This window comes from Flavobacterium daejeonense DSM 17708, assembly GCF_000425425.1.
Lineage (GTDB): Bacteria > Bacteroidota > Bacteroidia > Flavobacteriales > Flavobacteriaceae > Flavobacterium > Flavobacterium daejeonense.
Genome location: NZ_AUDK01000002.1, coordinates 306,775 through 332,974 on the forward strand (window position 1 = coordinate 306,775; position 26,200 = coordinate 332,974).

Here is a 26,200-nt window from a genome sequence, read left to right on the forward strand (position 1 = left end):
TCAAGATGAGAAAATATTCAGTGAAATTCAGGATCAGGTTCAAAAGTTGGGGATTAGGCAAAAAGATTGGATAATCTGAATAAGAAGAAGTCTACATTACGTACTCCTCTAAATTGAGATCTGAAAGCTTTTATTTTAGCATTGAAAGATTCAGCAGAAGCATTTGTGCTTCTATTATCAAAATAATTTAAGATTGACTGATAATTAAGAGTTTTAGTATTGAGTAGAATATTGAAGTTTTTAAAGCCTGATTCCTCTACATTCCTATACCAATGTGCTAGTTTTGTCATCGCAATGTGTTTATCATTATTGTTATTGTAGATTCCTCTGAGTTGTTGATTTAGATTGTATGTTGTCTTAATATCGGGATATAAACTAAAGATCATTTGCTCTTTCATTTTGACTTTCAGTCCATTTTTCACGAGATTTATACAGTAAATATCTGCTCCTGGCTAATAATTGTTTTTTAGAGTCTCCGTTTGGTAAAAGTTCCGCAAAATATTTTTTATTTTCTTCCTTAGCCTTTATTATAGATTGATTCTCTAGATCCATAGCTTCCCAGCGATGTTTGATCCTGATCTCCTGTAAAGCCTCAAGGGCTAATTCTGAACATGAAATCTATGGTAACCTGTACCGCTTTTGGGAAACACTTCTTTGAGATTAACTTCATTGTGTTAGCCATATCAAGTGTAATTTCTTTTACACGGCATCTTTTTTTATAATCAATCTTAGATATATGCTCTATGACCTGATCAGCCTTTGTTCCGGCAACAATAGCAACTAAGGAGCCTTTTTTGCCTTTAAAGCTTTTATTGGTTACAATTGTATAGAGTTCTCCCTGAGACAAAGCTACTTCATCAATAGAGAGATGAGTTCCCATATTCTCTGGGTAAAGAATCCATTGATGAGCATGTTCTCTTTGAGCCCATGCAGTAAAAGAACTCAGATGTTTTTTATATTGTCTCTGGAGTTTTTTACCATTGACACCAAAGAATCCTCCAATGGTATGACAATCTATAGCACTGTTATCTATTAATTTCTTTAAAAAAAGCCGCAAACTCCTGAGTCATGCGAGTTCCTTTAACCACTAGAGTCCAGTCTCTTTTAATAATCTCTCCATTGGCTTTATTGGTCCAACGGCGTCTTTTTATATGCAGATACACAAATTTACCCCGCAAGGGAAAATCCTGAATAGTAAACTCATCGAGAAAACCTTTGGAAACCAGTTCAAGTCCATTAAACTCTTCTGGAGGATTGATTTTTTCCTCAAAATACAAATGCAATATTTCTTCTGTATTTGTAGTGGAGACTGCTTCGAAGTGGTCTACTAAAAAATCGGGAAGCATAAATTTTAAAAGCTCTATTGAAGTCATACGTAATTCTTAAATTCCAAAGTTCTGAATTTATTTTTACTTTTCCTCCCAGGTTTTGTTCGTTATCCGAAATTAAGCGGTATATACTAACTGTAAATACTACCAAATAAAAAACACACATGTAGTTATCCGTTAAACCTGCCATACATAATACGGAAATCCAGCGAGATGATAGAAACTTTGTTTTCTCAAGTATGTGACCAGTTTATGATTAGGAGAAAATTATGCAAGAGCTATTTAGGATTTAAAACAAGAATAATCTAAAATAACAACGATGACTATTATACAGATAATTAATAAAAATGCAAACTGGAATATTTAATAACTTAAAAATCAATTTGACTAAATGCTCTACTGGTTAAGAATTATAAATTTTTAAGTCTCATAATTTAAACCCTTGAGGTCATATTTTGTTATTCTTCAAATTTTATTTATTAACTAAAAATCATAATGTCTCTTTTTAAGAAAAAATTAACAATACTTTTAGCTTAAGATTTTTTTATATTTTTTACATTTGAAAAAATAATCTTACTTAAAATGTACTATTAAACTCAAGTGCACGTGAGCCATTTAAAAAATTAAAGAAAGTAAGAATATTAGTCTATTTAACTTTAAAAATTTTATTATGAAAAAATTAAGTTTGAAAAATGCAGAAAATATGCTTTCAAGAAAGGAAATGAAAGCTATTAATGGTGGTTATGGTGGTTATGGTAGTGGTTGCACTCTTACTGGGGAAGAAAAAATACTTTATTCTGGGGGCGAACCAGTTAGTTATGTTTGCGAATGGAATTGTGGTGGAGAATTAAGATGGGGTGGTTGCTCTGTTTGGGGTTAATATTTCTATGAGTTTATCCAAAAAGCCCAAAGCATTTTTGATAATATTATATTTTAATAATATTTTCTAGAAAGCTACCTGAATAAAAGAAGGCTAGTGCTCTTTTTAGCACTGCCTCTTTTATTAAATTTTAAATACATTATGAGCATAAATTTTTTTTTAAAAATAAGTTTTATTTTGTTCTTATTTCTTCAGAATATTTTTTCACAAGAAAGACTGCACAAAAACAATAACCATATAATTTGGGGATATGTTTATTCAAGTGACAAACGATTACCAATTGAAAATGTAAATTTAAAAATATATTCAAATAATATATCAAAGTATTTTATAACTGATGAAAACGGAAAATTTGAAATACCAAACAACACAATAGATTCTATTGAAGTTTCTTCATTAGGCTATAAAAAAAGAATAGACAAAAAAATCTTAGACACCATTTATTTGGATAATGACCAAAATCAATTATCAGAAGTTATTATTAAACCAGATACAAAAATCAAAAATCATCTTTCTTTTTTTGAAAAGTTAAATAGTTTTGAAACTAACTTCAGTTGGAATAATAAAGCGGCTATTTTTATCCCTAAAAGTAATAAAAGTAATGAATATATTAAAAATCTCATATTTGCTGTTTCTGATTATGGAGGAGTTAAAAATTTAAAATATTTACCATTCAAAACAAATCTATATACTGTTGATAGTATAGGACTGCCATCTAAGCCTATTTTAAATGAAGATATTTTAGTTACAAAAACAGATAATGAAAATTGGACAAAGGTTGATGTTTCAAAATCTAAAATAATAATTCCAGATGAGGGTATTTTTGTTGTTTTTATTATTTTAGAAGAAAAAAACTATAAACAAAACTTCATTAATTCAAAATACGGAAAGATATCAGCAGTTCCCGCACTGAAAGCGTATAAATATGATGATCAGTATATTCGAAAATCATACTTGTTTAGAGAGTGTAATTATTTGGATAAATGTAATATTTGGCTTCTTCAAAAACTGCATTATATGATTGATGTTGAATATAATTGATTATCAATCATCAATTGATTGAGTATTATTATCTATAAATACTGAAAACTCGATTATATATGATTTATCAATTAGAATAAAAGCAAGGATTTTTTAAATATTAATCAATCTCCCTTATGATTAGAAATAAAAAACAACTAACAAATACCTAATTAAAAAACAATAAACTATAAAGCGTAAAATAGTGTGTTAAAATACATTTTAGACAAGTACGGAAAAATCAATTTTTTTGAAATCAACAATTTAACAGAGTCATTTTTCAATCGTTTAAGAGAAAATTAACAGTATTTTTATTTTATATTAATTTGTTTTAGTGATATTTGAAGAAATAATCTTACTTAAAAACCAATTAACTCAAGTGCACATGAGCTATTTGTTGGATATTAAGTAAGAAGTATTGGATTTTATTTAACTAAAAAAAATTAAATTATGAAAAAATTAAGTTTAAAAAATGCTGAAAGCATGCTTAGCAGAAAAGAAATGAAAATGATTAATGGTGGTTATGGTAGTTGTACTAGCGGTAATTACATTGATTCAAATCACCATTTATGGGTTTGCTATCAAGGCAGCTATATAGACATGGGAGTATATTACCCTGGTTAAAAAAGAATATTTTATTCTTAAGTAAGAATGGATAAAATCAAAAAGCATGGAATGTTAAATCATTCCATGCTTTTAAAAATAACTTTATGATAAGATTTCTCATTATAATATTGGGTTTATTTTTTAACTATTCGGATGCGCAAATTCTGTCGGGGCAAATTCTTGATAGTATTACGCATAAGGCTATAGAGGGCGTAAATATAAGTTTTCTCAGTACTCGTTTTGGTGTTTTTACTGATTTACAAGGAAAATTTAAAATTAATATTACTAACTCCAAAGACAATTTATTAATTTCTGCAATTGGCTATAAGAATAAAAATATACTTCTGTCGGATTTTAATAATCAAAAAGTATATGAAACCGTCTTCTATCTAAGCCCCAAAATAGAACAATTAGACGAGATTATAATTAAGAATAAAAAAACAGAATACACTTGGGAGAAGGTTTTGAAAACCAAACGCGAAAATGAGATAATTATGGGATTTCAGTTTGGAACAGAAAATTGTACTTATATCGAAAATCCGTATAAAAAAAAAGGTAAAATAAAATCTATAAGTTTAGATTTAAAAAAAACTAAAGGGTATTTAATAAACAAAAAGTACAAAGTTGATTATTTAGCGGCTTATAATATTAAATTTTATAATTATAACAATAAAAAAGGGGGACCAGATACCGAAATTTATGATAAAAATATCATTATAGAGCCTGAAAATAAAACGTATTTATTAAAAGTTGATTTAGATTCATTACACATAGATTTTCCTGAAAATGGTGTTTGTGTAGGTGTCGAATTAATAAATACAAAATATATAAATCCAAAGCAATCATTTGCCTTTATTGGACCAAATATGGGTTTTTCCGGAAAGAAAGAACTTTACCCCAAAACATCTTGGAGTAGATGTAGATATGAAAATAAATTTGACTTTGAACCATTTACACGATTTATGGATAATAATATAAAAAAGCAATGGACAATGAATGTTGATCTTGTTATAGTTTTAGAAAAATAGACATGTATTTTTATAATTACTTTAATTTTATATTTAAGCCCAAAATGAATATACATAAATAAAGACAAACTGGAAGAGGTTATTAATGAGAATGAAACCGCAAATACAGAAAACAGTATTATTTTTTATTATCTAATGTTTCTATAGATGCCACTTTAAAAAGAATTGGGAAATTTTATAATATAATAATTAAAAATGAAGTCAATCTTTAAGGAAAATATGACTTTATTTTAAAGAATACTTCCCTTAGAGTTAGAATAGATTTAGAAAGTTTTGGTTTTACGCTAGTAAAATCAAGCGCTCTGGTTAGTTTTACAAGTATGAATAAGTCCGAAACTGACATAATTTCAATAAATTCATTTTTAGTTGAATTAATAACCTAAAAACCTTGTGTTCAGAATTATGAAGCTCAATAAAGTTATCAAAAGGATGCAATAATTTCTAGCTTCGAAATAGCTTTTTTGAAATGTTTTAATTATAAATTGGGATATAAAAAATTAAAAAATCGAATAGTAATAATCATGCTAATTTTTATGAAGTAGTAAATACATTCTTCAGCTACCAAAAGAAAAACAGTCCTATAGGATTCGAAATTTTTGTAAATAACTTACAGAATAATAAAGCTAAAAGTAATTATTTATTTTCCGATTATTTGATTAGTGAACAAAAAACATTTATTATGTCAAGAGTTTTTATGTTATCGGTTTTTTATAAATTATAATCTCTCTTTTTTATTTGTTCACTCATTCTGAAAAAAACTATTTCAATATATAATAAATAGTTTTAAAACCTATGAGGGTATATATTGTTTTATTATTCATTATTTTTTTAAGAAAAAATTAACACTACTTTTACGGTGTGATTTTTTATCTTTTTTATATTTGAAAAAATAATCTTACTTTAAGATTTGATAAAACTTAAGTGCACGTGAGCTATTTGTTGAATATTAAGTAAGAAATATTGAATTTTATTTAACTAAAAAATTAAATTATGAAGAAATTAAATTATGAAAAAATTAAGTTTAAAAAATGCTAAAAACATGCTTTCTAGAAAGGAAATGAAAGCAATTAGTGGAGGGTATTACAGTGCAACTCCCGGTTGTGGAGAAGAGTGTGGAGATAATGGTGTAGTGTGCCAAGGTACTTGCGGTGTTTGTGGTCCAGCCTGTACTTGCATTGAAGGTTAATTACCTTTATTAGGCCTACTTAGCTAATCAAAGATATTCTTTTATGGTAATATCTTTGATAGCTTGTTATTTGAAATTTATTGCGGAATAATTTTGAGTAAACAAAATTTAAAATTTACAAAAAAAAACACAAAAAAATGATTGAGAGTATACCTGCCCTTTTTAAATATCTGAAAGGTGAAAATATAAATATTAATCAAGAAGAATTTAAATTTCAAGCCCAGTCACATCCCGATTATCCATCCTTATTAACTATTTCTGATACTTTATTATTTTTTAATATTGATAATGGAGCAATGAGAATTAATTTCTCTGATATTGAATCTTTACCTAATCGTTTTATAGCATTATTAAAAGAAGAGCAAAATCAGTCAAAATTTTATTACATTGAGAAAAAAAATGAAGAAATTTATCGTATTACTAGAGATAATAAATTATCTGTCATTTCAAAGAAAGAGTTAGAAAACCAATGGGATAGCTTGGTGTTATTAGTTGAAAACCAGCAAAATAACTTTAAATCTAACAAGAAAACCTGGTTTACAACCTTGTTTTTTTTAAGCTTGGTTTCATTTTTTTATACTGTTCTACAGTTTCAAATAGACTTACTCGATAAAACTTTCTTTATTTTTCCAATTTTAGGTGTTTTTTTTTCAATAGCGGCGTTAAAAGATTTATTTGGTACTAAAAGTGAATTACTGAATCGTTTTTGTAATTTGACAGTTTCTAGTAGCTGTACATCAGTTGTGGGCTCGGACAAATGGAAAATTTTTGAAAAGGTTAATTTTAGTGATTTAAGTATCATATTTTTTACTTCACAATTTTTAGGGTTGATTCTATTTATTTTTATGGCAGATGTAGAGGCCTATTTTAATATTCAAAAGATAATGCTCGTTTGTGCTATACCAATAATATTGATTTCTATTTATTATCAGAAATTTGTAGAGAAAAAATGGTGTCCTATTTGTTTAGCAATTATTGGTATAATTTTATTTGAATTATTTTATTTATTATTCATAAAGAATATAATTTTAAATATTTCAGTTAGTGAATTTTGTGTTTTTAGTTTTGTTCTTGTTACCGTAGTATTTTTATGGGATAAACTGAAAGGATTATTGACTTTACAAAAAGAATTAAAAGAATTCAAAATCAAAGCCAATCGCTTCATGAATAATTATGAAATTTTCAAGAATACGTTAGTGGCCACTGAAAAAATGGAATTAGCATTTAGCCCTATTATTTTAGGAAACAAAGAAAGCGACCTTGAAATTGCAATAATTACAAGTCCTTTTTGTGGCTATTGTAAAGATGCACATAAAATTTTAGAAAAAATACTACTTTCATACAAGGATGATTTAAAAATAAAAATATTAATAAACGCTGATATAAAAAATTTGAACGATGAAAAAAAGATTTTTTTTAGAATTCTAATGACTATTTATATTGATAGAGGAGAAGATTTGTTTTTAGAGGCACTTCATGATTGGTTCAAAAATAAAAATTTAACAGATTGGATAAAAAAATATAAATTGGATTATGATGAAGAAAAAATTGATTTGCTATATGATTTCCAAAATCAATGGTGCATATCAAATAATTTATATTTCACTCCTGCGATTTATATTAATGAATATCCTTATCCAAGAACTTACGAGAGAGAATCGCTGAACTTTTTTGTAGGGGAATTGATTGATGATGAATCATTTTGTAATAGATAACTTATTTTGGATGGAATTGTCAAAAACTTAAGTTAATTTTTTGTTTGTAAGGAAATAAAAGAAAATGGATAAAAAATAAATTTTGATAATTCATTAAAAGGATAATAAATAATTTTTATGTATATGAAAAAGTTAGTACTAATTTTAACAATTATTTCATTAAATATCACTTGTCAAATAGAGGCACAAGAAATTGTTATACAACAGCAGATAAAAGAACTTCATAAGGACTTAAAAAAGTACCAAGATTCAATTAGTGTTTTAATTAAATCTTGCAATTTGGAGATGGACAAAGTTTCTGATTCAATTATAAAGAAGAAATTTGATAAAAAACTCACTGATTTGTGGAGTAAATTGGACAAAAGTTTGAAAGAAGAGGTTCAAAAAGATCTTGATTTTGCTAAATTACATCCTAATTCTCATTCATGTCTTAAATTGCTATTAAGTAGTGTACAAACACAGGAAGGATTAACCTTTTATGATCAATATGAAGAAGTTTTTCAGAATTTTTCCGAAGAAATTAAATTAACTGAAGAAGGGAAAAAAATGGCTGAAAAGTTGAAATATTTTAAGCAGAGTAAAGTAGGAAGTATCGCTCCTGATTTTAGTGTTTTAGATATTAATGGACAAAAATTAGCTTTAAGTGATTTTAGAGATAAAAAATATATTTTATTGGATTTTTGGGCAAGCTGGTGCGCCCCTTGTATCGCCGATCAAAAATATTTAAAAAAAATATACAGCAAGTTTAGCAACAAAGATTTTGAAATTATAAGTATTTCCAGAGATACAGATAAATTACAATGGAAAAATGCTATTTTAAAACATAAAACAAATATTTGGAAGCAAGTATGTATTGAAAGTGATTTAAATATTTGTTCCAATGATTTGAAAGATGAAAATCATTCTATAGATGTACACTATTTTGTAAGTGCAATACCTCATTACGTCTTAATTGATAAAACTGGAATTATAATCGGAAAATGGAAAAATTCAGGAGAATTGAATATGAAAGAATTAGAAGCAAAGCTTGAAGAAGAAATTAATAATTAAGAGTATGTTTTGGTGGATATTTCTTATTGTTTAGAGTAATCGATATAGAAAATAATTTTTGTTATTGAATCAATTAGAGTTGTAATTAATATATGGAAAATGTGTTTGTAATTATTCCAGATAAAGAAAAGGGATTTATAGGAAAGATAAAAGCTCCTGTACTCAATTCAGGAAAAATAAAAACTGGGCAAAAAGTAAATGTCAGACTTTCTAACTTTCCTGATAATGAGTTTGGTATGTTACAGGGGGTAATAAAAAATATTTCACTTACACCAGATAAAGAAGGTAATTTATTGATAGATGTAATTTTTCCAAAAAAACTAGAAACATCATATCATAAAATAATTCCATTCCAACAAGAAATGTCTGGAACAGCAGAAATTGTTACAGAAGATTTACGTTTAATAGAACGATTATTGTATCAGTTTAGGGATGTTTTTAAGAGATAACTACCACTCATTTACTTTATTAGCATCCATTTTAAGGAAGATAAACAGCAAAATGGTAAATCCCCAAAGTCCGGAACCTCCATAAGAAAAGAAAGGCAATGGTACCCCGATAGTTGGGAAAATTCCAATAACCATCGCAATGTTTACAAAGAAATGAATGAATAAGATGGCGGCGGTACAGTAGCCATACACGCGGCTGAATTTGGTTTTTTGTCTTTCGGCCAGATAAATAATTCTTAGAAAAAGAGTTACAAAGAGTGCAACTACCACAACCGAACCCACAAAACCCCATTCTTCACCCACAGTGGTAAAGATATAATCGGTGTGTTGTTCAGGGACGAAACCGCCTTTGGTTTGGGTGCCTTCTAAAAAGCCTTTGCCAAACCAACCTCCCGAACCAATCGCAATTTCAGATTGATTGGTGTTGTATCCGATTCCTTTTAAATCAACGGTTTTACCTAATAAAATATTGAAACGGTCTCTGTGGTGTTGCTTGAATACATTCTCAAAAACATAATTTACGGATAAAACAAATCCGGACATCAAAGCAAATAAAAGGGTGCTGGCTATGATATTTCTGTTGGCTAAACGCGATCTCCAATAAACAATTACAGTAGTAATAAACGCTAATAAAATGACATATTGCGGCTGGAGTATAAGTGTGAGTACAAAGAGTAATATGGCTATAAATACTGTCCAGATATACCAGGCTGGCAGACCTTCGCGGTAAAGGACAATAATAAGAAAACAATAGATTAAAGCACTTCCCGGATCGTGAAAAACAATCAGTAAAATAGGTAATCCTAATATGCTTAATACCTGAAACTGTCGGTTAACATCTTTTAAGTTAATTTGTGAATCACTCAGATATTTAGCCAAAGCCAGGGCTGTAGCCGATTTAACAAACTCGGAAGGCTGAATACCAAAAGAACCAAAGGAATACCAGTTGGCCTGACCTTTAATCGTTTTTCCAAAAACGAATAAACCGGCCAAGGAGAGCAGTCCTATGACATAGATGACGCTGGCATATTTTTCGTAAAATTTTCCATCGACAAATAGTAAAGTAAAAATCAAGGGAATAGTCAGAACAATAAACATTAATTGTTTGTTTGAAGTTCCTTCCATTGAAGATAAAGAGGAAGAATAAATGTTAAGCCAGCCCATTATAACTAAAACGCTGTAAATAATAACACATATCCAATCGATATTTTTCTTTACACTTTGATTTTTCATTTGTAAAAGAATGTCTTAATTAATTTTTTGTGTACTGTCTTTAGTCGCCGTTGTGCTTACGGTTTTGGGTTGGAAAACTCTTTTTTTAAGCACACTGTCTTTTGGGGAACTTTCGATAGCACTGGCTTCCTTCATTCCTCCTAAAATCGCATAACGGTCTCTGAGACTTGTTTCTAAAATTCTTTTTTCTAAATCGGTTCTGGTGATTTTTTTTCTCAAATATTTCTCTATCATCAAGCTGGCAATTGGTCCTGCAATGGTCGAACCAAAACCTCCGTTTTCAACCAGTACCGCGATTGCAATTTTTGGGTTGTCTTTTGGAGCAAAAGCCACGAAAATAGAGTGGTCTTGAAGTTTTACTCTTTTACCGTCAATTTTAGTATAGTTTTCAGCGGTTCCGGTTTTTCCGCAGATGTCAATTCCTTCAACACGAACGCCGCGGGCTGTTCCTAAATTATATACATCAAATAATCCGCTTATAATGGGTTTGAATAATTCTTTGTTGATGGTTGTTAGGTGTTTTTCCTTAAATTTAGGATCAATTGTACCGCCTTTTATTTTCTTAATGATATGAGGGGTGTAGTAATAACCTTCATTAGCAACCGTAGCCATCATATTAGCCAGTTGAATCGGAGTCATCAAAACCTCTCCTTGTCCGATTCCGTTAGAAACTATCGCGGTACTTCTCCATCCACCATTTGGATAAATGCGCTTGTAAGTTTTAGAATCCGGAATATTTCCTCTTCTTCCGGTAGGTAAATCGTAACCCATGAATTGTCCTAGACCAAAACTTTTAACATGCTTACTCCAAACATCCACCGCATAAGATGGTTTTACATATTTATTGATAGTTCGCATATAAGCAGTTCCAAAGTAAGCATTACAGGATTCATAAATCCCGCGATGCAATTGTAAAGCACCTCCATGACAGTGACAACGCATAAAGCGACCTCTGGCGTAACTAAAACCATGATGGCAAAATACGGTTGTGTTTTCGTCAATAGCGCCTTCCTGTAAAGCTACTAGTCCTGTTAAGATTTTGAATGGTGAACCTGGGGGATATTCGGCTAATAAACTTCTATCGTATAATGGATTTGCAATCGAATCGTGATAAAGCAGTGTGTAGTTCTTAGAACGTTGTCTTCCTACCAAAATAGATGGATCGTAAGAAGGAGCGGTTACTAATGTCAGAATTTCTCCTGTTTTAGGTTCAATAGCTACAATTCCGCCTCGTTTATTAATCATTAATTGTTCTCCGTAACGCTGAATTTCGGCGTCAATAGTCAGGTTGATGTCTTCTCCCTGAACGGCAATTGTGTCGTATCTTCCGTTTTTGTACGAACCTATTTCACGATTGTATTTGTCTTTTTGGATGTATTTTACTCCTTTGATTCCTCGTAAAATTTCTTCGTAATATTCCTCAACTCCTTGCTTCCCAATTAAATCTCCGCTTTTGTAGTACGGATTTTTTTCGATAATTCCTTCGCTAACCTGAGTAATGAATCCAAAGATATTCGCGCCAAAATCGACTTCATAATCACGAAGGGAACGCTTTTGAACATAGAAACCTTCAAATTTTCTGATTTTTTCCTGAAAAGCGGCATATTCGCTTTTGTTTAATTGGGCTAAAAAAACAGAGGGCAATCTCGGACTATAGATTTTTGCTTTGGCAATTTTCTTTAAAAAATCGTCTTTGGTAATGTCTAATAACTGACAAAATTCTACGGTATCCAGATTTTTAATTTCTCTCGGGATAACCATAATGTCATAAGAAGCCTGATTAGCTACTAAAAGTTTACCGTTTCTGTCGTAGATATAACCTCTTTCCGGATATTCGTATTTTATTTTAATAGCGTTGTTTTCCGATTTTAATTTGAAAGTATCATTGATAACCTGCAAGTAAAAAATCCGAATCAGGAGCAGGGATGCTGCAACAATAATAATAGAAGGCAGCAGAAGTTTTCTCATCGTTTGTTTGGCTTAATAAGGTATATTATGATAATACAACTAATGATTGTAAATATGGTACTCAATACTGTTCTGAGTAAAATGTCCCAAATAAAACTAACCTGAAAGGCTTCCAGAATGAATAAGGTAAAATGATGAATTACCACAGCAAGAAGAATAAATGTAAATCTTTCAGGGGTTAGTGCTTCATTTAATTTAATGGTTTGGTATTCGTAACTCACACCAAATGCAAATTTAAACAAATAAGGTCGGTAAAAGGCTAAAAGAAGACAGGCAGTAGCGTGAATTCCTCCTGAATTAGAAAATAAATCCATTATTAATCCAAGAAAAAAACTGCTGATTAACAAAGCCGAACGATTAGAGTTTACCGGATATAAGATTATAAACAACATATAAGGCAACGGCATGATATAGCCTAAAAAAGTCATATTGTTGAATACGCCAATTTGAAGGGCTAGCAATAAGATAAATCTTAAAATATTAACTAACAGCGTGCTATTCATTTGATTTGCTTTCTTTTTCCAGGTTGTTAACTTCGTCTCTGTCTTTACTTTTAATGATATAAACGTGACCTAAATTAGTCATGTCGTTGAATAGTTTCACATCTATTACATAATAGTTTGTTTCTGTCTGTGTGTAAACTTTGTGAATTGTCCCAATGTTTATATTTTCCGGGAATATCACCGATTGTCCACCAGTTACAATGGTATCACCTTTTCTAATATTAGCTAATCTTGGTACGTCGATTAACTGAACAAAACCGGTACTTTTTCCATTCCAGGTCAGCGAACCAAAATGATTGGACTTTTTGATTTTGGCGTTAATCTGAGATTTTACATTCAGGATACTTACCACCGTCGAATATTTAGGAGAGGTTTTGTCAATGATTCCAACGATTCCTAAACTATTAATTACTCCCATGTCTGGTTTTACCCCGTCATTAGCTCCGGAATTTAAAGTCAGGAAGTTTTCGTGTGTGTTGTAAGTGTTGTGAATTACTTTTGAAACAACAATGTCTTCGGGAGCAACCCCTTTAAGATTTTCAACCTTTTTTACAGAGGCGGTATCTTTCATGTTGAAAAGCATGCTTTTGAGCCTTGCATTTTCAAGAGCCAAAGCATCATTTTCTGTTTTAAGATTTAAATATTCGGTGATGTTGTTTATTTTTTCATAAACACCGCCCGTTAAAAAGTTAGCTGAACTGATAATTCTGCTTTTATGGTAAGAATGAGACTGTATGGTAAGCAAAAGCGAAACGCTTAATAACAGCAAAAACAGTAATCTACTACTGTTTTTGAATATAAAATTAAATATTTGCTGCATTCTCTTATTAGGTTATAAATTTAAGGGTATGCTGTAATGTGTTTAATTCTTAAAACCAGTACAGCTTAAGAATTAAAGACATTTGTTAAGCTTATTTTATTAATATGCTTTTGAATTTTCCAATGTTTTTCAAAGCCATTCCTGTTCCTCTTACTACAGCTCTCAACGGATCTTCGGCAATGTAAACTGGTAAATCTGTTTTTTGAGAAATACGTTTGTCTAATCCTCTTAACATCGAACCTCCACCGGCAAGGTAAATACCTGTGTTGTAGATATCGGCTGCTAATTCAGGAGGAGTTTGAGACAAAGTTTCCATTACAGCATCTTCAATTCGTTGAATTGATTTGTCTAAAGCTTTAGCAATTTCTCTGTATGAAACATCAACCTGTTTTGGTTTTCCCGTCAATAAGTCTCTACCCTGTACAGACATATCTTCAGGAGGTGTTTCTAAATCTTCAATGGCGGCACCAATTTGAATTTTAATTTTCTCAGCAGTACTTTCTCCAACAAATAAGTTGTGTTGTGTACGCATGTAATAAACAATATCGTTAGTAAAAACGTCACCGGCAATTTTTACCGATTTGTCACACACAATTCCGCCTAAAGCAATTACAGCAATTTCAGTAGTACCACCTCCGATATCTACAATCATGTTTCCTTTTGGTTGCATGATGTCGATTCCAATACCGATTGCGGCTGCCATTGGTTCATGAATCAAATAAACTTCTTTTCCGTTTACGCGTTCACAGGATTCTTTTACGGCTCTCATCTCCACTTCGGTAATTCCGGATGGAATACAAACCACCATTCTTAAAGCCGGAGTAAACATTCTTTTTTTCAATGCAGGAATGCTGTTGATAAACATTTTTATCATTTGTTCCGAAGCATCAAAATCAGCGATTACACCGTCTTTTAAAGGCCTTATGGTTTTAATGTTTTCATGAGTTTTACCTTGCATTAGGTTGGCTTCTTTACCAACAGCAATGATTTTTCCCGTTATTCGGTTTCTGGCAACGATTGACGGACTATCAATAACTACCTTGTCATTGTGAATGATTAGTGTGTTAGCGGTACCAAGGTCAATTGCAATATCCTCGGTCATGAAATCAAAAAATCCCATACGATTTTTAGGGGTTTAAAAGTTAAAAATTAGGAGCACACAAAGTTAAACAAATTAATGTTTGAAATGACGGGTCCCTGTAAATACCATTGCCAAATTATTTTCGTTGCAATAGTCAATGCTTAATTGGTCTTTAATAGATCCGCCAGGTTGGATTACAGCTGTAATTCCGGCTTCTTTTGCTAAGGCAACACAATCAGGGAAAGGAAAAAAAGCATCACTTGCCATGGAAGCGCCTTTTAAATCAAATCCAAAATGTTTTGCTTTTTCAACAGCCTGTTGTAAAGCATCTACTCTTGAAGTCTGACCTGTACCTGAGGAAATTAAAGTTCCGTTTTTAGCAAAAACAATTGTGTTTGATTTAGTGTTTTTACAAATTTTAGAAGCAAAAATCAAATCTTCAATTTCTTGCTCTGTTGGACTTGTTATGGTAACGGTAGTTAAATCTTTTTTATTGTCTGTGATGTTGTTTCTTTCCTGAATTAACAATCCGTTAAGGCAGGTACGAACTTGTTTTTGAGGTAATTCAACATCGTTTTGCACTAAAATAATTCTGTTTTTCTTTTCTTGTAAAATTGTAATAGCTTCGTCATCATAAGAAGGAGCAATTACCACTTCACAGAATAGTTTATTGATTTCGGTTGCTGTAGCAACGTCAATTTTAGTATTTGAAATTAAAACACCTCCAAAAGCAGATGTCGGATCACAGGCTAATGCTGCTAAGTAGGCTTCTGCAATAGTATTTCTCGAAGCTAATCCGCATGCGTTGTTGTGTTTTAAGATTGCAAATGTAGGACCGTCATTTTTGAATTCGTTAATCAAATTCACCGCAGCATCTACATCTAATAAGTTGTTGTATGATAATTCTTTTCCGTGTAATTTTTTGAACATTGCGTCAAAATCTCCAAAGAAAAATCCTTTTTGGTGTGGATTTTCTCCGTAACGCAATACTTGTCCGTTGGCAATACTTGCTTTGTAAATCGTTTCGTCAGTATTGAAATAACCAAAAATAGCTCCGTCATAGTGAGAAGATACGTGGAATGCTTTGGTAGCTAATAATTTTCGGTCTTCTAAGGAAGTTGCTCCGTTTTGTTTCGTAATCATGTCTAAGAACAAAGCATATTCGTTCATAGAAGGCACAATTACAGTGTCTTTAAAGTTTTTAGCAGCGGCACGGATTAATGAAATTCCACCGATGTCAATTTTTTCAATAATATCCTGTTCGCTGGCTCCGGAAGCTACTGTTTTTTCAAATGGATATAAATCTACAATAACTAAGTCAATCTGCGGAATGTTGAATTCCGTCATTTGTTGCACATCACTCTCATTGTCCTGACGGTTCAAAATTCCTCCAAAAATTTTTGGGTGTAATGTTTTTACTCTTCCGCCTAAAATTTCAGGAAATGCAGTTATGTCTTCAACAGCAACAACAGGTATGCCTAGATTTTTGATAAATTCCTCAGTTCCTCCTGTAGAATAAAGAGTAACATTTTGACTGTGTAATAATTTAACAATAGGCTCAAGACCCTCTTTCGAAAAAACCGAAATTAATGCAGATTGAATTGTTTTTGATGTGCTCATGAATAGTTTAAATTATAAAATGCAAAAATAGTTTTTTAATGTTAAAATTGGCTATCAAAAAATGAGATAATTTTTAATTAATTTATTTTTATTAAAACTTGTTGAAAACGCTGTGTTTTATTGTGTTAAAAGAATTTTTTATTAGGAAATTGAATATTATTTACAGAATTTTACCTTATTAAAAATCAATTTTTTATGTTGTTATATCTTCGATTACTCAAAGAGAGTTTTGCTTTTGCGCTTAATGCCTTGCGAAATAATAAATTACGCACCTTGCTTTCTTTACTTGGTGTAACCATTGGAATCTTTTCAATCATTGCGGTTTTGGCTGCTGTGGATTCCTTGGATCGGAAAATAGCCGGTGATTTGAGTGGTTTGGATAAGAATACCATTTATTTGATGAAATTTTCTTTTGGTCCTTCGGATATTCCAAAATGGAAAAGAGAACAATTTCCAAATGTGAAATATGACGAGTATGTGTATTTAAAAGGTGCAATGACGCATACTGCCGAATTGGGCTATCAGATTTTTACCAAAACCGAGAATATTAAGTACGATTCGAAGGTGGTAAGTGATGTGAATATTGTTCCGGTTTCACATGAATTTATCGATATTCAGGGATTGGAATTTGAAAAAGGACGTTTTTATAATGAATCGGAATCGAATTCCGGTGCTAAAGTAATTGTGTTGGGAAATGATATTGCGACTAATCTTTTTGATGATTTGGATCCGCTAGGGAAAGATGTTCGACTTTACGGGCAGCGTTTTACGGTTATTGGAGTTTTGAAGAAAAAAGGAGCTGGGCTTTTTGGAGATAGTAATGATTCGGCGGTGTTTATTCCGGTGAATTTTGTTCGGCAGAAATTTGGAGATAATAATGATTCGTTAACCAATGTGATTATTTTTAAACCCGAAGATGGCGTAGATATGGAAGCTTATAAAGCGGAGATTTCTCAAAAACTGCGAGCCTTTCGCGGAATTAAAGCCGGAGAAATTGACAATTTCTTTATCAATGTTTTTTCCGGATTTACTGATTTTATCGATGGAATCATCGGAAGTATGAAATTAGGAGGCTGGGTGATAAGCGGATTTTCGTTATTGGTAGGCGGTTTCGGAATTGCCAATATCATGTTTGTTTCGGTAAAAGAACGCACCCATTTAATAGGAATTCAAAAATCATTAGGTGCTAAAAACCGATTTATTTTATTTCAGTTTTTGTTTGAAGCGATTATTCTATCTGTAATTGGCGGAGTGGTTGGTTTACTGATGGTTTGGGGGATTGCTGTTGGCCTGACCAAAGCTTTAGATTTTCAGTTTGTATTGGGATTGGATAATATTCTTTTAGGCGCCGGACTGGCAGGAATCATCGGTTTGATTTCCGGTATTGTACCGGCAATTTCAGCCTCCAAATTAGATCCTGTGGAAGCGATTAGAACAGGAATGTAGTTTTCGTTCAGTGTTCTGAGTCATTGCGAGTTCCGATAGCTATCGGAACGAAGCAATCACACGAAGAAATTCCATCTAGTTTTGAAATTCTTTGCGTGCACAAGCAAGATGCTTGCGCCAGCGCATTGGGTTCGTATTGAAGATAATTCCGTAGGAATGAAATATTTTGTAGCAACGGAATTCATTCCGTTGAAAATGAAAAATGGAATCCAAGAGTTCCGTAGGAACGATATGATATTTAGTTTTTAGTTGGAAGTTTAATTCTGGTGGTATCCCATTTAATTTCATCTGAATAATAATATTTCTTGGTCTTTTTGTAGTGGAGAACGGTATCTTCTTCTTGAGTTGTTCTTCTGATGAGATATGTTGGGATTTTGTTGTGATCTAAAAAGTGTAAGAAAGATTTGTTTTTTATGGTGTCATTTTGTGATGCAATAATTAAAATTTGTCTGTCTTTTGTTAGGGTGTTTTCAGATAAAAAATCATTTAAACTATTTTGAGGAATCTTAACAATATCTTTTGGCTTGATTCCAAGGAATTCAGGGATTGAGTCATCTATAAAACCAAAATCACAAAGAATTTGAATATATTCTTTTTGATAAAAAAATAAATTGTTTTGATTGTCTATGATAAGTTGGTTGTCTGAATAAAATACTTTGCGAGGTGGAGGAGGGATTTTTATCTTGTTTTTTCTTTCAATAGAATCGTAATAATTTTTTATTTTTTTGTCTTCATAAGAAATGATGTAAGAATCTCTTAGATGGGTAATTCTCTTTTCTTTTTTATTACAATTTGCAAAAAGCAAACAAATTATAAAACCAATAATTATTCTTTTCATAATTGAAAGATTTGAAATAAAGCTATAAAAAAAATCCCGCTTGCATTGCAAACGGGATTTTGTGTATTAGGAGTTAAAAACTATCTAATTTCGTTATTCTGAATCAAATCTAAGTACAAGTTAATTTTGTCTTTTAATTCTTTTCTGGCGGTAATAAAGTCTAAGAAACCGTGCTCTAAAAGGAATTCGGCAGTTTGGAAACCTTCCGGTAAATCTTTACCTGTAGTGTCTTTTACCACACGTGGGCCGGCAAAACCAATTAAGGCACCAGGCTCAGCAATGTTGATATCTCCCAGCATAGCGTAAGAAGCCGTTGTTCCTCCTGTTGTTGGATCGGTACACAAAGAAATGTAAGGTAATTTAGCTTCAGAAAGTTGAGCTAATTTAACCGAAGTTTTAGCCAATTGCATCAAAGAATAAGCAGCTTCCATCATACGGGCACCTCCTGATTTTGAAATCATCACAAATGGTAATTTGTTTTTGATGGCGTAATCAATTCCTCTGGCAATTTTTTCACCTACAACCGCTCCCATAGAACCTCCGATGAAGGCAAAATCCATACAGCAGATTACTAAATCTTTTCCTTTGGATTTTCCAACAGCTGTACGTACCGCATCTTTCAGTTTGGTTTTTTCCATTACATCTTTCAAACGGTCCGAATATTTCTTAGTGTCCACAAAATGCAAGCTGTCTTTAGAAGTCAGGTTGGGGTCTAATTCGGTAAACTCATTGTTATCGAATAAGATTTCAAAATAAGTTGCACTACCTATTCTCACGTGGAAACCATCTTCCGGACTCACAAACAGGTTGCGTTCCAATTCTTCTGCATCAATAATTTTTCCGGTTGGAGATTTGTACCAAAGTCCTTTTGGAACATCCATTTTTTGTTCGGTAGGAGTTGTGATTCCTTTTTCTTGTCTTTTAAACCAGGCCATTTTTTTAGATTTTAGATTTTAGACTTTAGATTTTAGATTTTAGATTTCGAAAAATCTAAAATCTAAAATCAGCAATCTAAAATTATAGTGTATTTACGTTGTTCAGGTCAGCAAAAGCTTGTTCCAATCTTGCGTTGAAAGTTACTTCACCTTCACGTAACCATTTTCTTGGGTCATAATACTTTTTGTTTGGAGCATCAGGGCCAGTTGGGTTACCAATTTGTGTTTTTAAGTAATCAATGTTGTTTACCATGAAGTCACGAATTCCTTCTGTGAAAGCAAATTGTAAATCGGTATCAATGTTCATTTTGATTACTCCGTAGCTAATTCCTTCTCTGATTTCTTCTAATGTAGAACCAGAACCTCCGTGGAATACAAAATCAACAGGATTGTGTCCTGTGTTGAATTTTTGTTGAACGAAATCCTGAGAGTTTTTTAAGATTTTTGGAGTTAATTTAACGTTTCCAGGCTTGTAAACTCCGTGAACGTTTCCAAAAGCAGCAGCGATTGTGAATCTTGGGCTTACTTTAGAAAGTTCTTCGTAAGCATAAGCTACTTCTTCCGGTTGTGTGTATAATTTTGAGCTGTCAACATCAGAGTTGTCTACTCCGTCTTCTTCACCTCCGGTGATCCCAAGTTCGATTTCTAATGTCATCCCGATTTTGCTCATTCTTTCAAGGTAAGTTTTGCAAATTTCGATGTTTTCTTCGATTGGCTCTTCAGATAAGTCAATCATATGAGAACTGAACAAAGATTTTCCGGTAGCAGCAAAATGTGCTTCAGAAGCATCCAATAAACCGTCAATCCAAGGTAATAATTTTTTTGCACAGTGGTCAGTATGTAAAATTACAGTAGCACCGTAAGCTTCTGCTAAAGTGTGGATGCTTTTTGCTCCGGCAATAGCTCCGGCGATAGCTGCTTTTTCACCTGCATTTGAAAGTCCTTTTCCTGCATTAAACTGCGCTCCTCCGTTTGAAAATTGGATGATAACAGGCGCATTTAATTTTGCAGCTGTTTCAAGTACACCATTGATAGTGTCAGAACCTGTAACGTTTACGGCAGGAAGTGCAAAGCCTTTTTCTTTAGCATAATTAAATATTTCCTGTACTTGGTCTCCAGTTGCTACACCAGGCTTAATGTTGTGTCCCATTTTGTTTTTTGTTTTTAGTTAGATTTTTTGTTTTTAGATTAAGACCGCAAAAATAAGAATTTATTAGGATTAGAACGGATAATTTATTCCAAAATTTAAAACGGAGTGTCCGAAATTGTAATCTCTAAACCATTTTTTGCCAGTTTCTTCGGCCGGATTATAGGTTTTAAAACCAAAATCAAAGCGGACTACAAAGAAATTTAAATCGTATCTAAGACCAAATCCCGAACCCAAAGCAATATCTTTTAAACTGGAAAAATTTTTAAAAGTTGCTTTTTCGTCGGTGACATTGTCAAATACATTCCAAATATTACCGGCATCGGCGAAAAAAGCTCCTTTTAAATCGCCCAGAATTTTAAATCTAAATTCGGCGCTAAGAGCAATTTTCATATTGGCTTCGTTAAAATCGTTTGTCGCTCCGGTGCGCCCAGGTCCCAGGCTATAAGGCTGCCAGGCACGATTATCATTGGAGCCTCCTGAGAAATAACTTCGGGAAAAAGGAATGTAATCAGAGTTGCCAAACGGAATGGCAATTCCAAAAAAACTGCGTACCGCCAGAATTTTTTCCTTGCTTAAATCCCAGTGCTTGATAAAATCAAATTCGGTTTTAATGTATTCGGAATATTCTAAATTAAAGAATTCATGATGTCCGTTAGAATTTAATTTTTGATTACTCAAATTAGAAATAAGCGATAATAAAGAACCCGCCGATTCGATTTTGGTTTTGAACAAATAAAAATTATTATCGGCTAAATCGGTTTTGGTGGTTTTGCTAAAAGTAAAATTAGTCGCTAAAATAAAATCGTTTTCGGTTAGACGCACTCGTCTTTCTTCGATACTTTTTACATCATCATAACTGCTTTGCGGTACGTTTATGGTTCTGTTTAAAACGTCTTTGGTAAATCCTGAAGTTCCGGATTCAATAATCAAATTGTTGTTGTTGTTAATATAATCCGGATTAGTGTTGTATAATTGCCCAATTTCGTTGAGTGCATTATAGGAAGAGCCGTAAACGTTAAAGTAATTTTGTGAATTTAAGTTGCGGACAAATTGGATGTTAAAAAGGTCAAAACGAGCCGTGTTGTTTCTTTTGGGATTCCAGTTGTAAGAGAAAATTCCGGTGAAGTTTTCTTTGTCCAATCCGATATTTTTTTGAGTAGCATAACCCACGCTGATTTGGGTCGAAGGAATCATGCTTTTCGGGATGATTTTTTCGGTAGAAAAAGGCAGAAATATTCTGGGAAAATTCAGTTTGAAATTTAGTCCGTATTCCGAAACATTAAAAAACTGATTGTTTGGATTAGCCAAATCTTTTGAAGATCCAAGATTGGCTCTGGTCGAAATTTCCAAAGTTTCCGCTCCGTTAAAAATATTTCGGATGGTAAGCGACGGACTAAACGAAATTCCTATATCCTGAATGTTAGAGTGTGTAAGGTCAAATGAAGCCTGAAAACTGTATTTTTTTCTTGGTGTCAGATAAATTTTTGCGATAAGTGAATTGTTCAGCGTATCTTTTTTGTCTACTTCATATTGAATACTTGGTGGATTAAATATTTTAAGATTGGTTAAATAACGCGACGTTAAAACGGTTTTGTAATCGGCAAAGGAAGTTCCTTTTGTAATAAAAATAGCATCCGTTATTGCATGCGGTTTGTATTTTAATTTCTCGCGACTGTAGAGGTTGAAATTTTGATAGGAAACACTGTCGGTGATATTTTGTTTGCTGGTATTCGGCGCATAATCGGTATAAATATCAACTTTGCTGATTTTGTATAGTTTAAAAGGTTCTGTTTTTGTTGAATCTTTGTCCTGATAACTATAATTACCAATGTTAACATTGACATCGGCTTTGTGTTTTTTACCAATGGTGTCAATATCAAAAACAATCGAAGTCGGTTGGAAATAATAAGCGCCGTGATTTCTGAAATAGGCCGAAAGGCGATTTTTTTCATCCGAGAAATCAACCGTTTTGTATTGGTTTCCTGATTGAATAAGCGCGTCTTCTTTAGCTTTTTGGTACAAAGAATCTAAGGCAGCCGAACTAATGGTGGCTTTTATAGAATCCAGAGTATAGGGCTCGTTTGTGGTGATTTCGTATTTTATTTTTCCTCTTTTGGGACGGATTGTGTCGTGCTGAGAGTTGACTTTTACATCAAAAAAACCATTGTTGAAATAATAATATTGTAATCGGGAAATCGATTTTTGTGTTTTGACAGAATCAATAATTACCGGCGCTTCTCCTGTTTTTTTCAGGAAATCGTGAATGCCGTGATACCAAAATGATTTTCCAAGGCGATCCACCTGTTTTGCCGAAAGCCATTTGGCTTTGCGTTCGTATTTCCCGGGATGATTGGTAAATTTTGCCTGATAAGTAGAGTCGGGATTTAAATTGGCTAAATTGTATAAATTTAATCGCAAGCGATAACCTAAAAAGGTGCCGTTTGGTTTTTGGTACAATTGATTGTGAACGTCTTCATCATTGATTTTTTTGCCATTTACAATAATTTGGTTGCCGGCAAGGAGTTGTTTTCCGTCCGGAACTCTTTTTTCGGCGTTACAGGCGGATATTATTATTCCTATTAGAATAAATAGTGATATTTTTGTCGAAACTTTTCTCAAGAGGTCTAAAAAATTTAATTCAAAAGTACATATTTTTATGGTTAGTAAAAACCAAATAAAACTTATAACTAGTTTACAGCAAAAAAAGTATAGAAACCAGCATCAATTGTTTTTTGCAGAAGGTGTCAAGGTGATTCAGGAACTTTTGCAGTCTAATTTTGAATTAGAACATTTGTACACGACTCAGGACGATTTTGAGGAAGTTTCATCCCATAAAAAATCATTAATCCACGAAAATGATTTAAAAAAAATCAGTGCTTTGGCAACAGCCAATAGTTGTCTGGCGGTGTTTAAAATTCCCGAAGAAAAAAATATTATCGATTCCGGTTTGGTTATCGCTCTGGATGATATTCGTGATCCCGGAAATTTAGGAACTATATTGCGTTTGTGCGATTGGTTTGGAGTGAAACAGCTGGTTTGTTCGAAAGAAACGGTGGATGTTTATAATCCAAAAGTGGTTCAGGCAACGATGGGTTCTATAAGCAGAGTTACTATTGCTTATGCGGATTTAGAAGATTATCTGTCTCAAACTAAACTGCCGGTTTTTGGCACTTTTATGGATGGCGAAAATATCTATAAAAACAACTTGCCTCAGGAGGGAGTTGTGGTTATGGGAAATGAAGCTAATGGTATTTCTGCATCCATTGAGAATTTGGTTCAAAAAAGAATTTCAATTCCCCGATTTGGAGATTTACAAAAAACTGAAAGTTTAAATGTAGCCACTGCAACGGCTATTATTCTGAGTGAATTTAAACGAAAATTAGCTTAGTTTTTAGTGGAAAGTAAAGTTGATGAAAATAGCTCTGCTTTTCATCGATTCGATGTTTCCTGTCCAGGGACTGTTAGGATCGTTGTCCCGAATAAGCTCGTCTTTTAAACTAAAACAACCTCGAATAGAAGGTGAGAAAATAAAATATTCGGAGAAAAAATCAATACCAAAACCTAATTCATAATTATTGCTCCAGGGCTTTACTCTGAATTTTTGCTGCTGATTGTCGTCTATAGATTTAGAATTTCCGGATAAATTTAAAGTTGTCGATAATCCGCCCACAATGTAAGGACGGATGTTTCCTGTTCGCAGCGCAGAAAATTTTAACAACAGCGGAAAATGAATATAAGTACTGCTTACTTCTCTCAAGGCGTCATTTTCGTTGGTGAAATTAGGATAATGCAGTGTTCTTTTGGTGTAATACAATCCGGGTTCAAAACGAAGGTTGATGTATTCCTGCAATTTTAAATCGGCCACTACACCCACATTAAAACCGGTGGATTTTTGTGTTTGAATATCAGGCCCTGCGGTTTTGTAGTCTATTTTAAAATCAAAAGAGCTAAATCCTAAGTAGTAGCCAAAATACAGGCGTTGTTTTTGAAAGTTCTCTAAATTGATAATAGGGTCTTTGCTAAACATACCGGTAGATTGCGAATGAACGCTAAAACAAAGTAGGAGTAGAAGAAAGACAACTATTTTTTTCATTTTAAGTAACTTAGGTTATTTTTTGGAAGCTGTATATATCGTAGCAACACCAAATGTTTGTGGTAATGCTTTCACTTCTATAAACCCAATTTTTCTTAAAATATTGTTTAAGGCTTCACCGTAAGGAAATGCTGCTGCCGATTCTGAAAGATACCCGTAGGCAACATTGTCTTTTGAGAATAATTTTCCAATGATTGGAAGGATGTTTTTACTGTAAAAGTAGTAGCCTTGCTTGTAAGGTGTTTTTTCAGGAACTGAAGTTTCTAAGATTACAAATGTGCCGTTTGGTTTTAGAACGCGCAATATTTCCGCTAAACCTTTTTCCAGATTTTCAAAATTTCGAACACCAAAGGCAACAGTTATAGCATCAAAATGATTGTCGTCAAAAGGAATTTTTTCCGAGTCTCCTAAAATCATTTCAATTCGGTCGGATAAGTTTTTTTGAGCAATTTTTTTTACTCCAACTTCCAGCATTCCTGAAGAAATATCTAAACCGGTGATTTTTTTTGCGCTGCTGTTTGCCATTAAAATAGCAAGGTCGCCGGTTCCGGTTGCGATATCTAAAATAGTTTCCGGTTGGGTGTTGGCAACTATTTTGAGAACTTTCTTTCTCCATTTAACATCAATTCCAAAAGAAATTACACGGTTTAAATTGTCGTAATTTCCGGAAATCGTGTCAAACATTTTTGCAACCTGTTCTTTTTTGCCTAAAGTGGAATCTTTATAAGGAGTGATATTTTTTGCCATTTTTTAAATTTTGACAAATATAGTACAATGCCTTTTAAGTTGGTCTTTAAATTGAATTTCAATTTGACTGAAATAGCAATTTTTGGTTTTTTGAAATATCACTAAAAGTGGGTATTGTATGACAGATTATTTGTGCCTAAATTTACCAAATGAATTTCTTTGCAATACATAATAAAGAACTACTTGTTCAGCTCAAATGGTTGTTTTTTGCGTTGGCAATCTCATTTGTTCTTGTGGGGTATTTTGACGGTGCCGCTTTGGTTAAAAGTGGTGTTAGGGTTCAGGCGCAAAACACGTTCTTAGGATTAAATTTGTTTTTGGAAATTTTAATTTTCATTGCCTTTTGCATCTTTGTGGTATTTGGTATAAAAGGCTATTTCGAGATGTTTTCTCGAAAAATTGCAAATATTATTATTCTCGTTTCGGGAATGAGTTTATTATTTGTGAATTTGGTATTGATGTGTCAAATTATCTTTCAGGAATAGAACAGCAGTTCTAAAAGTA

General features: G+C 32.3%; 27 protein-coding genes and 1 pseudogene. 12 read left to right on the forward strand and 16 right to left on the reverse strand.

Annotation, left to right across the window (positions count from 1 at the left end; translation table 11 throughout):
• Positions 1-53: 53 nt before the first annotated feature.
• The 4 genes from H599_RS21455 to H599_RS0103160 form a co-directional block, all read right to left on the reverse strand.
• A complete protein-coding gene (locus H599_RS21455) occupies positions 54-398 on the reverse strand; it encodes a transposase (RefSeq protein ID WP_449403921.1) in 345 nt (114 codons plus the stop codon).
• The gene (locus tag H599_RS21460) at positions 376-552 is read right to left on the reverse strand and encodes a hypothetical protein (RefSeq protein ID WP_449403922.1); all 177 of its coding nucleotides are present in this window, start codon (positions 550-552) and stop codon (positions 376-378) included. The genes H599_RS21455 and H599_RS21460 overlap by 23 nt, the downstream gene beginning before the upstream one ends.
• A gap of 40 nt (positions 553-592) precedes the next feature.
• A complete protein-coding gene (locus H599_RS21465; protein WP_449403923.1) occupies positions 593-880 on the reverse strand; it encodes a transposase in 288 nt (95 codons plus the stop codon).
• A 145-nt stretch (positions 881-1,025) separates the two neighbouring features.
• A complete protein-coding gene (locus H599_RS0103160; RefSeq protein WP_026712789.1) occupies positions 1,026-1,373 on the reverse strand; it encodes an ISAon1 family transposase N-terminal region protein in 348 nt (115 codons plus the stop codon).
• A gap of 141 nt (positions 1,374-1,514) precedes the next feature.
• Here H599_RS0103160 and H599_RS21135 point away from each other — a divergent pair.
• The 9 genes and pseudogenes from H599_RS21135 to H599_RS0103200 form a co-directional block, all read left to right on the forward strand.
• Positions 1,515-1,735 (forward strand): annotated as a pseudogene (locus tag H599_RS21135) (IS982 family transposase); the annotation flags it as partial.
• Positions 1,736-1,998: 263 nt separating this feature from the next.
• Positions 1,999-2,208 carry a hypothetical protein gene (locus tag H599_RS0103165; RefSeq protein WP_026712790.1) on the forward strand — a complete coding sequence of 70 codons (210 nt, stop codon included), beginning with the start codon at positions 1,999-2,001 and terminating at the stop codon, positions 2,206-2,208.
• Positions 2,209-2,349: 141 nt separating this feature from the next.
• Complete coding sequence (locus tag H599_RS0103170) at positions 2,350-3,249, forward strand: peptidase associated/transthyretin-like domain-containing protein (protein ID WP_026712791.1); 900 nt, start codon at positions 2,350-2,352, stop codon at positions 3,247-3,249.
• Positions 3,250-3,678: 429 nt separating this feature from the next.
• Entirely contained in the window at positions 3,679-3,852 is a 174-nt protein-coding gene (locus H599_RS20705; RefSeq protein WP_155960733.1) for a hypothetical protein, read from the forward strand.
• Positions 3,853-3,938: 86 nt separating this feature from the next.
• A complete protein-coding gene (locus H599_RS0103180; protein WP_026712792.1) occupies positions 3,939-4,862 on the forward strand; it encodes a carboxypeptidase-like regulatory domain-containing protein in 924 nt (307 codons plus the stop codon).
• A 1,039-nt stretch (positions 4,863-5,901) separates the two neighbouring features.
• The gene (locus tag H599_RS0103185) at positions 5,902-6,048 is read left to right on the forward strand and encodes a hypothetical protein (RefSeq protein ID WP_155960734.1); all 147 of its coding nucleotides are present in this window, start codon (positions 5,902-5,904) and stop codon (positions 6,046-6,048) included.
• Positions 6,049-6,185: 137 nt separating this feature from the next.
• Entirely contained in the window at positions 6,186-7,763 is a 1,578-nt protein-coding gene (locus H599_RS0103190) for a vitamin K epoxide reductase family protein (protein ID WP_026712794.1), read from the forward strand.
• A gap of 123 nt (positions 7,764-7,886) precedes the next feature.
• Positions 7,887-8,813, forward strand: coding sequence for a TlpA family protein disulfide reductase (locus H599_RS0103195; protein ID WP_035141080.1), 927 nt, complete (start codon positions 7,887-7,889; stop codon positions 8,811-8,813).
• A gap of 92 nt (positions 8,814-8,905) precedes the next feature.
• Positions 8,906-9,262, forward strand: coding sequence for an HlyD family secretion protein (locus H599_RS0103200; RefSeq protein ID WP_051590621.1), 357 nt, complete (start codon positions 8,906-8,908; stop codon positions 9,260-9,262).
• On the opposite strand, the gene rodA is transcribed toward H599_RS0103200, so the two are convergent.
• The 6 genes from rodA to purH form a co-directional block, all read right to left on the reverse strand.
• Entirely contained in the window at positions 9,263-10,495 is a 1,233-nt protein-coding gene (rodA, locus tag H599_RS0103205; protein ID WP_026712797.1) for a rod shape-determining protein RodA, read from the reverse strand.
• Positions 10,496-10,510: 15 nt separating this feature from the next.
• On the reverse strand, positions 10,511-12,463 hold the full coding sequence (gene mrdA, locus H599_RS0103210; protein ID WP_026712798.1) for a penicillin-binding protein 2: 1,953 nt from the start codon (positions 12,461-12,463) through the stop codon (positions 10,511-10,513).
• Positions 12,460-12,966: a hypothetical protein gene (locus H599_RS0103215; protein WP_026712799.1), complete on the reverse strand. Its 507-nt coding sequence runs from the start codon at positions 12,964-12,966 to the stop codon at positions 12,460-12,462. The genes mrdA and H599_RS0103215 overlap by 4 nt, the downstream gene beginning before the upstream one ends.
• On the reverse strand, positions 12,959-13,786 hold the full coding sequence (gene mreC / locus H599_RS0103220; protein ID WP_026712800.1) for a rod shape-determining protein MreC: 828 nt from the start codon (positions 13,784-13,786) through the stop codon (positions 12,959-12,961). Before mreC ends, H599_RS0103215 begins: the two co-directional genes overlap by 8 nt.
• A gap of 91 nt (positions 13,787-13,877) precedes the next feature.
• Complete coding sequence (locus H599_RS0103225) at positions 13,878-14,906, reverse strand: rod shape-determining protein (protein WP_026712801.1); 1,029 nt, start codon at positions 14,904-14,906, stop codon at positions 13,878-13,880.
• Positions 14,907-14,960: 54 nt separating this feature from the next.
• Positions 14,961-16,487, reverse strand: coding sequence for a bifunctional phosphoribosylaminoimidazolecarboxamide formyltransferase/IMP cyclohydrolase (gene purH / locus H599_RS0103230; RefSeq protein ID WP_026712802.1), 1,527 nt, complete (start codon positions 16,485-16,487; stop codon positions 14,961-14,963).
• Between the two features lie 195 nt (positions 16,488-16,682).
• On the opposite strand from purH, the gene H599_RS0103235 reads away from it, so the two are divergent.
• Positions 16,683-17,933 (forward strand): ABC transporter permease, encoded by a 1,251-nt coding sequence (locus H599_RS0103235; protein WP_026712803.1) that lies wholly within the window; start codon positions 16,683-16,685, stop codon positions 17,931-17,933.
• 238 nt (positions 17,934-18,171) lie between these two features.
• On the opposite strand, the gene H599_RS0103245 is transcribed toward H599_RS0103235, so the two are convergent.
• The 4 genes from H599_RS0103245 to tamL all read right to left on the reverse strand — a co-directional run bounded on the left by H599_RS0103245 (position 18,172) and on the right by tamL (position 23,475).
• Positions 18,172-18,771 (reverse strand): hypothetical protein, encoded by a 600-nt coding sequence (locus H599_RS0103245; protein WP_026712804.1) that lies wholly within the window; start codon positions 18,769-18,771, stop codon positions 18,172-18,174.
• Between the two features lie 80 nt (positions 18,772-18,851).
• A complete protein-coding gene (accD, locus tag H599_RS0103250; RefSeq protein WP_026712805.1) occupies positions 18,852-19,706 on the reverse strand; it encodes an acetyl-CoA carboxylase, carboxyltransferase subunit beta in 855 nt (284 codons plus the stop codon).
• Between the two features lie 82 nt (positions 19,707-19,788).
• A complete protein-coding gene (gene fbaA / locus H599_RS0103255; RefSeq protein WP_026712806.1) occupies positions 19,789-20,856 on the reverse strand; it encodes a class II fructose-bisphosphate aldolase in 1,068 nt (355 codons plus the stop codon).
• A gap of 69 nt (positions 20,857-20,925) precedes the next feature.
• Entirely contained in the window at positions 20,926-23,475 is a 2,550-nt protein-coding gene (gene tamL / locus H599_RS0103260; protein WP_026712807.1) for a translocation and assembly module lipoprotein TamL, read from the reverse strand.
• Between the two features lie 37 nt (positions 23,476-23,512).
• Between tamL and H599_RS0103265 the strand changes: the two genes are divergently transcribed.
• Entirely contained in the window at positions 23,513-24,244 is a 732-nt protein-coding gene (locus H599_RS0103265; RefSeq protein WP_026712808.1) for a TrmH family RNA methyltransferase, read from the forward strand.
• Positions 24,245-24,247: 3 nt separating this feature from the next.
• Here H599_RS0103265 and porT read toward each other — a convergent pair whose 3' ends face one another.
• Positions 24,248-24,949, reverse strand: coding sequence for a type IX secretion/gliding motility protein PorT/SprT (gene porT / locus H599_RS0103270; RefSeq protein ID WP_026712809.1), 702 nt, complete (start codon positions 24,947-24,949; stop codon positions 24,248-24,250).
• 15 nt (positions 24,950-24,964) lie between these two features.
• A complete protein-coding gene (gene ubiE / locus H599_RS0103275) occupies positions 24,965-25,696 on the reverse strand; it encodes a bifunctional demethylmenaquinone methyltransferase/2-methoxy-6-polyprenyl-1,4-benzoquinol methylase UbiE (RefSeq protein WP_026712810.1) in 732 nt (243 codons plus the stop codon).
• 149 nt (positions 25,697-25,845) lie between these two features.
• Between ubiE and H599_RS0103280 the strand changes: the two genes are divergently transcribed.
• Complete coding sequence (locus tag H599_RS0103280; RefSeq protein WP_026712811.1) at positions 25,846-26,181, forward strand: hypothetical protein; 336 nt, start codon at positions 25,846-25,848, stop codon at positions 26,179-26,181.
• Positions 26,182-26,200 lie beyond the last annotated feature (19 nt).

Bases quoted from the DNA above. Each gene is read 5' to 3' on its own strand.
- H599_RS0103165 (WP_026712790.1), top strand. From the start codon at position 1,999: ATGAAAAAATTAAGTTTGAAAAATGCAGAAAATATGCTTTCAAGAAAG.
- H599_RS20705 (WP_155960733.1), top strand. From the start codon at position 3,679: ATGAAAAAATTAAGTTTAAAAAATGCTGAAAGCATGCTTAGCAGAAAA.
- H599_RS0103200 (WP_051590621.1), top strand. From the start codon at position 8,906: ATGGAAAATGTGTTTGTAATTATTCCAGATAAAGAAAAGGGATTTATA.
- H599_RS0103180 (WP_026712792.1), top strand. From the start codon at position 3,939: ATGATAAGATTTCTCATTATAATATTGGGTTTATTTTTTAACTATTCG.
- H599_RS0103190 (WP_026712794.1), top strand. From the start codon at position 6,186: ATGATTGAGAGTATACCTGCCCTTTTTAAATATCTGAAAGGTGAAAAT.
- accD (WP_026712805.1), bottom strand. From the start codon at position 19,706: ATGGCCTGGTTTAAAAGACAAGAAAAAGGAATCACAACTCCTACCGAA.
- H599_RS21465 (WP_449403923.1), bottom strand. From the start codon at position 880: ATGGGAACTCATCTCTCTATTGATGAAGTAGCTTTGTCTCAGGGAGAA.
- H599_RS0103265 (WP_026712808.1), top strand. From the start codon at position 23,513: ATGGTTAGTAAAAACCAAATAAAACTTATAACTAGTTTACAGCAAAAA.
- H599_RS0103225 (WP_026712801.1), bottom strand. From the start codon at position 14,906: ATGGGATTTTTTGATTTCATGACCGAGGATATTGCAATTGACCTTGGT.
- H599_RS0103195 (WP_035141080.1), top strand. From the start codon at position 7,887: ATGAAAAAGTTAGTACTAATTTTAACAATTATTTCATTAAATATCACT.
- H599_RS0103245 (WP_026712804.1), bottom strand. From the start codon at position 18,771: ATGAAAAGAATAATTATTGGTTTTATAATTTGTTTGCTTTTTGCAAAT.
- fbaA (WP_026712806.1), bottom strand. From the start codon at position 20,856: ATGGGACACAACATTAAGCCTGGTGTAGCAACTGGAGACCAAGTACAG.
- H599_RS0103215 (WP_026712799.1), bottom strand. From the start codon at position 12,966: ATGAATAGCACGCTGTTAGTTAATATTTTAAGATTTATCTTATTGCTA.
- ubiE (WP_026712810.1), bottom strand. From the start codon at position 25,696: ATGGCAAAAAATATCACTCCTTATAAAGATTCCACTTTAGGCAAAAAA.
- mreC (WP_026712800.1), bottom strand. From the start codon at position 13,786: ATGCAGCAAATATTTAATTTTATATTCAAAAACAGTAGTAGATTACTG.
- H599_RS0103185 (WP_155960734.1), top strand. From the start codon at position 5,902: ATGCTTTCTAGAAAGGAAATGAAAGCAATTAGTGGAGGGTATTACAGT.
- H599_RS21460 (WP_449403922.1), bottom strand. From the start codon at position 552: ATGGATCTAGAGAATCAATCTATAATAAAGGCTAAGGAAGAAAATAAA.
- mrdA (WP_026712798.1), bottom strand. From the start codon at position 12,463: ATGAGAAAACTTCTGCTGCCTTCTATTATTATTGTTGCAGCATCCCTG.
- H599_RS21455 (WP_449403921.1), bottom strand. From the start codon at position 398: ATGAAAGAGCAAATGATCTTTAGTTTATATCCCGATATTAAGACAACA.
- H599_RS0103235 (WP_026712803.1), top strand. From the start codon at position 16,683: ATGTTGTTATATCTTCGATTACTCAAAGAGAGTTTTGCTTTTGCGCTT.
- porT (WP_026712809.1), bottom strand. From the start codon at position 24,949: ATGAAAAAAATAGTTGTCTTTCTTCTACTCCTACTTTGTTTTAGCGTT.
- purH (WP_026712802.1), bottom strand. From the start codon at position 16,487: ATGAGCACATCAAAAACAATTCAATCTGCATTAATTTCGGTTTTTTCG.
- H599_RS0103160 (WP_026712789.1), bottom strand. From the start codon at position 1,373: ATGACTTCAATAGAGCTTTTAAAATTTATGCTTCCCGATTTTTTAGTA.
- H599_RS0103170 (WP_026712791.1), top strand. From the start codon at position 2,350: ATGAGCATAAATTTTTTTTTAAAAATAAGTTTTATTTTGTTCTTATTT.
- H599_RS0103280 (WP_026712811.1), top strand. From the start codon at position 25,846: ATGAATTTCTTTGCAATACATAATAAAGAACTACTTGTTCAGCTCAAA.
- rodA (WP_026712797.1), bottom strand. From the start codon at position 10,495: ATGAAAAATCAAAGTGTAAAGAAAAATATCGATTGGATATGTGTTATT.